The organism is Cyanobium sp. A1C-AMD (genome assembly GCF_024346495.1).
Classification (GTDB): domain Bacteria; phylum Cyanobacteriota; class Cyanobacteriia; order PCC-6307; family Cyanobiaceae; genus Cyanobium_A; species Cyanobium_A usitatum.
Window position 1 is genome coordinate 1 of record NZ_JAGQDB010000096.1, and the last position, 7667, is coordinate 7667.

Genomic DNA, 7667 nt, shown 5'->3' on the forward strand with positions numbered 1-7667 from the left:
TCTTCTCCTTAGCGTATCGTTAATAATGGAATCCAGCCAAGAGTAGCAATCCCTAATCGTCAGCAAAAATAAAGCATCATCATATTGTCGAAGCAGAAAGCTAATTAGATAAAAATTAAGCTGAGAAGAATCAACATCAAGGCAGTTTTTAGCATCACGTTTAATAAGATAATTAGTAAATTTTTCGGGACTTCTTAGACCTTTTTCATGCGCAATAATTGTTTTAATTAAGGAACGACTATTAGGCTCGTGTCCTGCGCGAACTGTCTCATTAAACATAGCCTGGATAGAGTGCGTACCCGTCTTGGCAGCACCAACGCAATATAGCCTACATTTTCTAGCATATTGATCAGTATGCTTTACTCTAAATAGGAATTTTTTCAGCGCTTTAGTGTAATACATTTGGCCTATTGAGGTTAAACTACCTACAAGAAAACTTTGCTCTAATTCCAAAATACAATAATAATTTAGCACTTTATTGGGGAAAGGGCATCAAAGAGCCCTGCTCGATTGCGAATATTAACAATTATGCATGCCCGCGCCCGGTGACTAGCGCTTAATAAAAACTCTCTAGGAGCCTTTCGCGCATAGATCCCCTCAGAGCTCTTCACATACGACCCTAAAACTGCCTAGATCCCAATTATAGCCATGAATCTGAGCGGGATAATGAGTCATGCAGAAGCCTATGGGTACCTAAAAGTGTAATCGTGCACTGCTGCATCTTGTCTCCGCACCTCGCAGCGCCAGCATTTCCTTACTGTAATTAGCCAGCTCACGGATCTCGCGTCCCCGCAGGGCTGATTCAAAGTTCTGCAGGAGTCGGTTCCGGCAGGCGCCGCGCCATTGCCAGCAGCGCCGTGATGTCGTGCATCACTGCCTGTAAGCCAGTCCGGATCGAGCGGAACCCAGCCAGGCGCAGCAGGTTGAGGGCTGCTGTGCGCAGCGTGGCCATCACGCCGGCGCCATTACCCCGGTAGCGGTGGGCGTCCTCACGGAGCTGGGTGTCACGGATCCAGTGCCAGCCCTCAATGCTCCAGCGGTCGCGCACCAGTTGCAGCAGTGCTTCTGGCGTGGTGCGCAGGCTCGTCAGAAACAGGTGGGTGGCTTGAAACGGCCTGCCGTCACGAGTGCCTCTGGCCGTGACTTCCACGATCCAGCTGGTGCCGATCCAGGCCTCGCTGATGTGCTCTGGAGCCTGTTTGGCGCGCAGCGTCCAGGCGATGTCGCGGCCGTGGCCAATCTCGTGAACGTCCGCCACGAAAGGAATATGCCGCTTTCCGTGGAACTGAGATCGGATCTGACGATGCAACGTCTTCTGGTTGCCTTTCACGGTCAGCAGGAAGTCGGCTCCCTGCTCCTTGAGCTGCCGAAAAACGGGCGCTGGGTATGGAGCGCGTCCGCTTGGATGAGCACGCCGCCCAGATCCAGTTCGCCGAGCAGCTGCCGCAGCACCGCCCGCTCGTGGTTTTCGCCGGTGGCGTAGCAGGCCTGGCTGATGGCCACACCGAGGGCGGCCGAATACAGCGTGACCTGGGCAATGAACGCCGAGCCACCACCGGTTGTCGGCACGATCGACCCTCGCAAGGTCTTGCCGTCACACACCAGCTGATCGAGATCTGCTGCGCCACCGGGGATTTGGGCGATCGTCCAGTCACGGATCGCAGTGCACAGGGCGGCCACATCCACCTGTTGGAAGAAGTAGCGGAACGAGGAATCTGATGGCGGCCGCCGCAACGCCAGGCCGAGTGCCTCGGTCAGGACGCTGTGGTGGCGGATGGCGAAACGCTCCAGATCCCGCAAGCTCTGGCATCCACTCAAGATTCCGAGCACGGCCAACAGCAGCAGATACCAGGCCGGAAACCGAACCCCGCGCCGCATCCGCGCATCTGGGATTGACCTCAGATAGCTGATCAGGTCGAGATCGGTTACGGCGGAGGCGCTTTCAAGCACAAGGAGGGGGCGATTCAGCCGACCTCAACCCATGCTGACAGCCCCGGCAAGGACGCCTGTGACGGACTTTGAATCAGCCCTGCGCGTCCCCGGGAGTGGTGAAAACCCTGGGGGCTCCAACCCCGGCGTAGCAGGGGTTGGACGAGTAGCTAAGGCACCCGGCTGCGCGGCCGGTGGGCCATCGGCCACCTTGGGAAACAGCACAACGCAAAGGCGCAGCGGAACCTCAGCTGCCACCAGAATGCTCGTATGGACACAGGTAGCGGCACCATGGGGCTACTGTCATCCCCCAAACCCCACTGGCAGCTCAACCTCAGCGATGGCAGCACCGCCGCTGGCGATGGTCTGCTGAGCGGCCCTTGGCGCCTGCTGCTATTGGGTGACGGCAGCCCCACCCGGCACCTGGAGTCGCTCACGGGCAAGCCGGTGGAGATCGAGCTGATCGCCATGGCGCCTGAGCCAGCCGGCCCCCGTGCCGGCGCGCCACCGCCCCCGGAAATCGTGGAGCTCGATGGTCCCCTGCTGAGACGCCAGGTGTGGCTGCGCTGCGGCGACAAAACCCTGGCCTGGGCAGAGAGCTGGTGGAATCAAAGCCAGGCCGACGCCTACCTGCAGCAGCGGGAGCTGCCGATCTGGCGCAGCCTGACGGCCAAACGGGCCGAACTGTTCCGCGAGGTGGATGGCCTGGCCCTTGTTGCTGCTCCCTGGCTCGAGCAGCGCTTTGGCCTGGCAGGCCCCTTCTGGAGTCGCCACTACCGCTTCTTCCGCGGGGGCAAGGAGCTCACCGTGATTCGGGAGGTGTTCTCGCCAGCCCTTGAGCACTGGCTGGGCCCAGCCAAGCTTTGTCACGATTTACAAACTCAGTAACGGCTTACAGCAATTCGCGGTTGACGGATTGACGCGCCTAGTGCTGTGTCCAGCATGGGGCCACTTGCGCCGGGGAGCCTGGCCATGACTACAAGCCTCTGGTTGAGCCTCACCGACCTTGGCCGCATCTTCGGCATATCCGCCGTGCATTGCGGCCGGCTACTCAGCGATGCCGGCCTGCGCCAGCAGAACGGTGCCCCCAGCAGCACGGCCCTGCAACAGGGCCTGGCCTATCAACACCATCCCCAGGCCACCTGTCCCAACGCCGTTTGGAACGGGGAAGGCTGCGCAACCCTGCTGCAGGAGCAGGGTCTGCGGCCCATGGCCGAGCGCAACCTGATCGACCAATGGGCAGACCTGCTCAGCGCCCTGGAGCAGGGGTCCCCCTCGATCAACACCTCCGCCGAGGAAATGGCCAGCGACCTACCTGCAAATCTGGTGACCCAGGTGAATCAGGAGCTGCGCCAGCGGGGCTGCAGGTTTCAGGTAAGACGCAAGGCTTCTGCCTGCAGGCGCGCCCGCTCCAGCAGCTCCCGCAACTGATCCTCGTCGGTATGGCTGAGGTTGCTGCGTAGCAACTTGGCGTGGGGAGCATGGGCGCGCAGGCGCTCGATCACTCGATCTGGCGTGGCCTCGCGCACCAGCAGACACAGGGCCGCACTGCCGCGGGGCAGGGTCTCGCCCAGCTCGCGCATGAAGCCATCGTTGATGCCGATGTCGGAAAGGGAGCCCGAGGCTGCGCCCACGCCCGCTCCCACGGCAGCACCCAGCAGGGGATTGAGAAACAGCAGGCCCACCAAGGTGCCCCAAAAGCCACCGCCTAGGGCGCCAGCAGCGGTGAGATTGATGGCCTGACGCAGGTGCACCTGGCCCTCGCTGTCGTGCTCCACAACCACCGCATCCTCTAGGGCAATCAGCTGCTCACGCTGAATGTCCACCAGCTCGCGCCGCACCTGCTCGGCTTCTTCCGCCTTCGGAAAGCCCACCACCACAAGGCTGCCCATCATTTAAGTGCATTTAAAACCAACCTAACCAGCTTGGCGGAGCGGGCCCTCAGCCACCAGCTCGGCGCCTGGTGGAGCGGGGCATGGCCCGGCCCGTGAGCTGGGATTGAGATGGGGTTTGGGATTGGGGCTGGGATGGGGGCGAAATAGACGGCTGCCGCTGCCAACGGGGCAGGGCGAAAGCGTCATCTTCGGGCCATTCTTCCGGCTCCCTTTGTTGCGGCTCCCTTTCTTGGCTGGGCTGGCCCTGGGGCGGCTCGGCGCTGCGGCGAGAAATGGCATCAAGGCGGCGGCGCGGCCGGGCCTGGGAGCTGGGCTCAGGGCGAGCCTCCTGCCAGGGCTCGCGCCAGTCTTCCTCGTCTTCCAGGATCCAATCGAGCTTATTTTCCACCCAACGACCCAGGCCATCGAGCCGGGGCATTCCGGCGGGGCCGGCGGGCCGGCGGCCTTCGCCCCGGTTGCCGCTGCGGGAGCCGGGGCGGGCACCGGACACCCCATCTACCAGCTGGCGGCCCGCACTCACCAGGCGATCTAGATCTTTCCAGGATTCAGGCATGACCCCAGGCTAAGGATCCAGCTAGCGACGACGACCCGCCAGCCAGCGCTCCCTGCCCATCCCCACCAAGGCAATGGTGAGACCTCCGAATTCCAGGGTCCAGAGGAAAACGCCCATGGCAGTGCCGTGCTGCCGGGACCTTAGGCCGCCTGCTCGAATCTCAACAGACAACTGGCGTGCCAGCGGCCGCCGTGCAGCCGGTCGCAACAGAAGCGGCAGGCCAAACCCTGCACCCGGCGGCGGTAGGGGGCGCTGACGCCGCAATTGGGGCAAGAGGCCAGCCAGCGGGGCGCCCTGGTGCTGGAGGGCAAGGGGTAGCGGTGGCGGATGCTCACCTTGAAGCCAGCCTGGGCGCCGTTGATGGCGGCCATACGAGCGCGGAAGTGGGGGCCATGGGCCTCCTCGACACCCACCACCCGATCCACCCAGGCGTGGATCATTTCGTGGCAGAGAGTGCTGAGGGTGGCTTCCTGCGGCAGGGGATCGAGCAGGGGCCGAGACAGCACGATTTCGCACAGGGGGCGCCCATCGGGATGGCGTCCGCGCCGGTAGAGCCCGGCGGTGCGGCGCATGCGGCCGTCGCTCCAGCGCAGATCCACTAAACGCTCACCAGCCGGCGCCAGGCTGCCGTCAAACCATTCCCGGTCGAGCCGGTGAAACAGCGGCAGCAGAGGCTCAAGGGGCATGCCGCCAGGGAACGCAGGGGCTGGGCGCATTGTGCCGAGCCCCTGCGCCAGGTCTCAAGATGCAAGGCCGTCGGTCAGACTCTGCACCTCTCAAGCGCAGCTGGAATCGAGATGGATTGGGGTATCGCCCGCGAGATCGGCACCAAGGCCCTAGCGGCCGGCGCAGGCTCCCTGCTGCTCTTCTGGACCGTGAACGCCGTGAAGCTGGTGCTCAGCGCCCGCGGCATCAACCCACTGATCAAGCAGTTCTTCACCCAGGTGGCCAGCGGCCAGGTGGACGGCGCCTACATGCTCACCACCAAGAACTACCGCTCCCACGTCAACCGGCAGCAGTTCATCCGCTTTCTGGCAGGACTGCAGCTCAACAAATACCGCAACCTCAAATCCGGCAGGCCCCGGCTTGATGAAGGCCAGCTGATCCTCACGGTGAAGCTCAAAAGCGAGGGCAAAGACGAGCTGCCCCTCGACTTCACCTTCGTCAAAATTGAAGAGCAGTGGCGGGTAGACCGGATCACCAAGCTCGCCGCGGCCTGATTCAGTTGCCGTGAGCGCCGCTCCCCCCAACCAGGCCCGCGCCGGCGAACTGAGGCAGCTGCTGCAAAGAGCCGCCCACGCCTACTACGTGCTGGATGCTCCAGAAATGGAGGATTCGGTCTACGACCGGCTCTACAGAGAGCTGCTGGAGCTGGAAGCAGCCCACCCGGAGCTGATCACCCCAGACAGCCCTAGCCAGCGGGTGGGGGGCGCTCCGGCTGCGGGGTTCAGCAGCGTGGAGCACCGCATCGGCCTGCTCAGCCTCGACAACGCCTTCAACCCGGGCGACTTGGAAGCCTGGTATGGCCGGCTGCTCAAGGTGCTCGACCGCGAGCCGGCCACCCCCCTAGAGATGGTCGGGGAGCTGAAGATCGACGGCAACGCCCTGGCCCTCAGCTATGAGCATGGCCTGTTGGTGCAGGCCGCCACCAGGGGCGACGGCGAGCGGGGCGAGCAGATCACCGCCAACGTGCGCACCATCGCCTCGGTGCCGCTACGGCTGCAGCTCGAGAACCCACCTGCCTGGGTGGAGGTGCGCGGCGAAGCCCTGATCCCCGATGACACCTTTGCTGCCATCAACGCCGAGCGAGCTGCCCGCGGCGAGGCCCTGTTTGCCAACCCCCGCAACGCCTGCGCCGGCACCCTGCGCCAGCTGGATCCAAAAGTGGTGGCGGCGCGGCGGCTGGATTTCTTCGCCTACACCCTGCACCTGCCGCAAGACACGCCCCAGGGGCCCAGCAGCCAGTGGCAAAACCTGCAATGGCTGCAGGCCGCAGGCTTCAAGGTGAACCCCAATGCCGAGCTGCTGCCGAATCTGGCGGCGGTGCAAGCCTTCTTCAGCGCCTGGGACACGGGCCGCCGCGCCCTGCCTTACGCCACCGACGGCGTGGTGGTGAAGCTCAACGACCTGCGCCTCCAGGACGCCGCCGGCTTCACCCAAAAGGCGCCTCGCTGGGCGATCGCCCTGAAATACGCCGCCGAGGAAGCGCCAAGCATCTTGCTGCGGCTGACCTGCCAAGTGGGCCGCACCGGGGTGATAACCCCCGTGGCCGAATTCGAACCGGTGCCCCTGGCCGGCAGCACGGTGAGCCGGGCCACCCTGCACAACGCCGATCGCCTGGCGGAGCTGGATTTGCACGCCGGCGACACGATCGTGGTGCGCAAGGCCGGCGAGATCATCCCCGAGGTGGTGAGGGTGCTGAGCGAGCTGCGACCAGCGGGAGCCGGGCGGCTGGAGCTGCCCCAGGTATGCCCCGAGTGCGGCTCGGAGCTGGTGCGGGAGGAGGGCGAAGCGGCCACTCGCTGCGTGAATTCCAGCTGCCCGGCGATCCTGCGCGGCGCCCTGCGCCACTGGGTGAGCAAGGGGGCCCTGGATGTGGATGGCCTGGGAGCCAAGCTGATCGAGCAGCTGGTGGATCGGGGCCTGGTGGGCTCAATCGCCGACCTCTATGGCCTCGATGGGGCCCTGCTGGCCAGCTTGGAGCGGATGGGAGCCAAAAGCGCCGACAACCTGGTGACTGCCCTGGCCGCATCCAAACAGCAACCATGGCACCGCCAGCTCTACGGCCTGGGCATCCACCACGTGGGCGAGGTCAACGCCAAAGCCCTGGCCAAGGCCTTCCCGAGTGCTGCTGATCTGGCAACCGCCACGGCCAACACACCCGAGTCGATCACCGCCGTGTTCGGCATTGGCGCTGAAATTGCCCAATCGCTGCAGCAGTGGTTTGCCACCCCCGCCAACCAGCTGCTGCTGGAGGATCTGGAGCGGCTGGGCTTCTCGCTGGCAGCCGGGCCCGAGGAGCCTGGAGCTGGTTCCGAAACGCCCCTAACCGGGCAGACTTTTGTGCTCACCGGCAGCCTGCCGTCTTTGAGCCGCAGCGCCGCCCAGGCACTGATCGAGGCGGCCGGCGGCAAGGTGAGCGGCTCGGTGAGCAAGAAAACCAGCTACGTAGTGGCCGGCGAGGAGGCCGGCAGCAAACTCAGCAAGGCCCAGAGCCTGGGGGTGCCGGTGCTGGATGAAGCGGGACTCAAATCGCTCCTCCCCGCCAAAATAGCAATGGAATCCAATTA

10 protein-coding genes are annotated in these 7667 nt (G+C 63.7%); 4 read left to right on the forward strand and 6 right to left on the reverse strand.

Annotation, left to right across the window (positions count from 1 at the left end):
• The 3 genes from KBY74_RS12455 to KBY74_RS12465 all read right to left on the reverse strand — a co-directional run.
• A partial coding sequence (locus tag KBY74_RS12455; protein ID WP_254942965.1) for a hypothetical protein occupies positions 1 to 402 on the reverse strand: 402 nt, incomplete at its 3' end.
• A 400-nt stretch (positions 403 to 802) separates the two neighbouring features.
• Complete coding sequence (locus KBY74_RS12460; protein ID WP_254942966.1) at positions 803 to 1330, reverse strand: ISAs1 family transposase; 528 nt, start codon at positions 1328 to 1330, stop codon at positions 803 to 805.
• A 2-nt stretch (positions 1331 to 1332) separates the two neighbouring features.
• Entirely contained in the window at positions 1333 to 1950 is a 618-nt protein-coding gene (locus KBY74_RS12465; RefSeq protein WP_254942967.1) for an ISAs1 family transposase, read from the reverse strand.
• A 270-nt stretch (positions 1951 to 2220) separates the two neighbouring features.
• On the opposite strand from KBY74_RS12465, the gene KBY74_RS12470 reads away from it, so the two are divergent.
• The gene (locus tag KBY74_RS12470; RefSeq protein ID WP_254942968.1) at positions 2221 to 2817 is read left to right on the forward strand and encodes a chorismate lyase; all 597 of its coding nucleotides are present in this window, start codon (positions 2221 to 2223) and stop codon (positions 2815 to 2817) included.
• Positions 2818 to 2901: 84 nt separating this feature from the next.
• Positions 2902 to 3360: a hypothetical protein gene (locus KBY74_RS12475; protein ID WP_254942969.1), complete on the forward strand. Its 459-nt coding sequence runs from the start codon at positions 2902 to 2904 to the stop codon at positions 3358 to 3360.
• On the opposite strand, the gene KBY74_RS12480 is transcribed toward KBY74_RS12475, so the two are convergent.
• The 3 genes from KBY74_RS12480 to KBY74_RS12490 all read right to left on the reverse strand — a co-directional run bounded on the left by KBY74_RS12480 (position 3300) and on the right by KBY74_RS12490 (position 5063).
• Entirely contained in the window at positions 3300 to 3821 is a 522-nt protein-coding gene (locus KBY74_RS12480; protein ID WP_254942974.1) for a DUF1269 domain-containing protein, read from the reverse strand. The genes KBY74_RS12475 and KBY74_RS12480 overlap by 61 nt on opposite strands.
• 49 nt (positions 3822 to 3870) lie before the next feature.
• Entirely contained in the window at positions 3871 to 4377 is a 507-nt protein-coding gene (locus KBY74_RS12485) for a hypothetical protein (protein ID WP_254942970.1), read from the reverse strand.
• 140 nt (positions 4378 to 4517) lie between these two features.
• The gene (locus tag KBY74_RS12490; RefSeq protein WP_254942971.1) at positions 4518 to 5063 is read right to left on the reverse strand and encodes a SprT family zinc-dependent metalloprotease; all 546 of its coding nucleotides are present in this window, start codon (positions 5061 to 5063) and stop codon (positions 4518 to 4520) included.
• 111 nt (positions 5064 to 5174) lie between these two features.
• On the opposite strand from KBY74_RS12490, the gene KBY74_RS12495 reads away from it, so the two are divergent.
• On the forward strand, positions 5175 to 5597 hold the full coding sequence (locus tag KBY74_RS12495) for a hypothetical protein (protein ID WP_254942972.1): 423 nt from the start codon (positions 5175 to 5177) through the stop codon (positions 5595 to 5597).
• 10 nt (positions 5598 to 5607) lie between these two features.
• A partial coding sequence (ligA, locus tag KBY74_RS12500) for an NAD-dependent DNA ligase LigA (protein ID WP_254942973.1) occupies positions 5608 to 7667 on the forward strand: 2060 nt, incomplete at its 3' end.

Excerpts from the sequence above, each read along its gene's own strand:
- KBY74_RS12490 (WP_254942971.1), bottom strand. The coding sequence starts at position 5,063 with ATGCCCCTTGAGCCTCTGCTGCCGCTGTTTCACCGGCTCGACCGGGAA.
- KBY74_RS12470 (WP_254942968.1), top strand. The coding sequence starts at position 2,221 with ATGGGGCTACTGTCATCCCCCAAACCCCACTGGCAGCTCAACCTCAGC.
- KBY74_RS12495 (WP_254942972.1), top strand. The coding sequence starts at position 5,175 with ATGGATTGGGGTATCGCCCGCGAGATCGGCACCAAGGCCCTAGCGGCC.
- KBY74_RS12480 (WP_254942974.1), bottom strand. The coding sequence starts at position 3,821 with ATGGGCAGCCTTGTGGTGGTGGGCTTTCCGAAGGCGGAAGAAGCCGAG.
- KBY74_RS12475 (WP_254942969.1), top strand. The coding sequence starts at position 2,902 with ATGACTACAAGCCTCTGGTTGAGCCTCACCGACCTTGGCCGCATCTTC.
- KBY74_RS12485 (WP_254942970.1), bottom strand. The coding sequence starts at position 4,377 with ATGCCTGAATCCTGGAAAGATCTAGATCGCCTGGTGAGTGCGGGCCGC.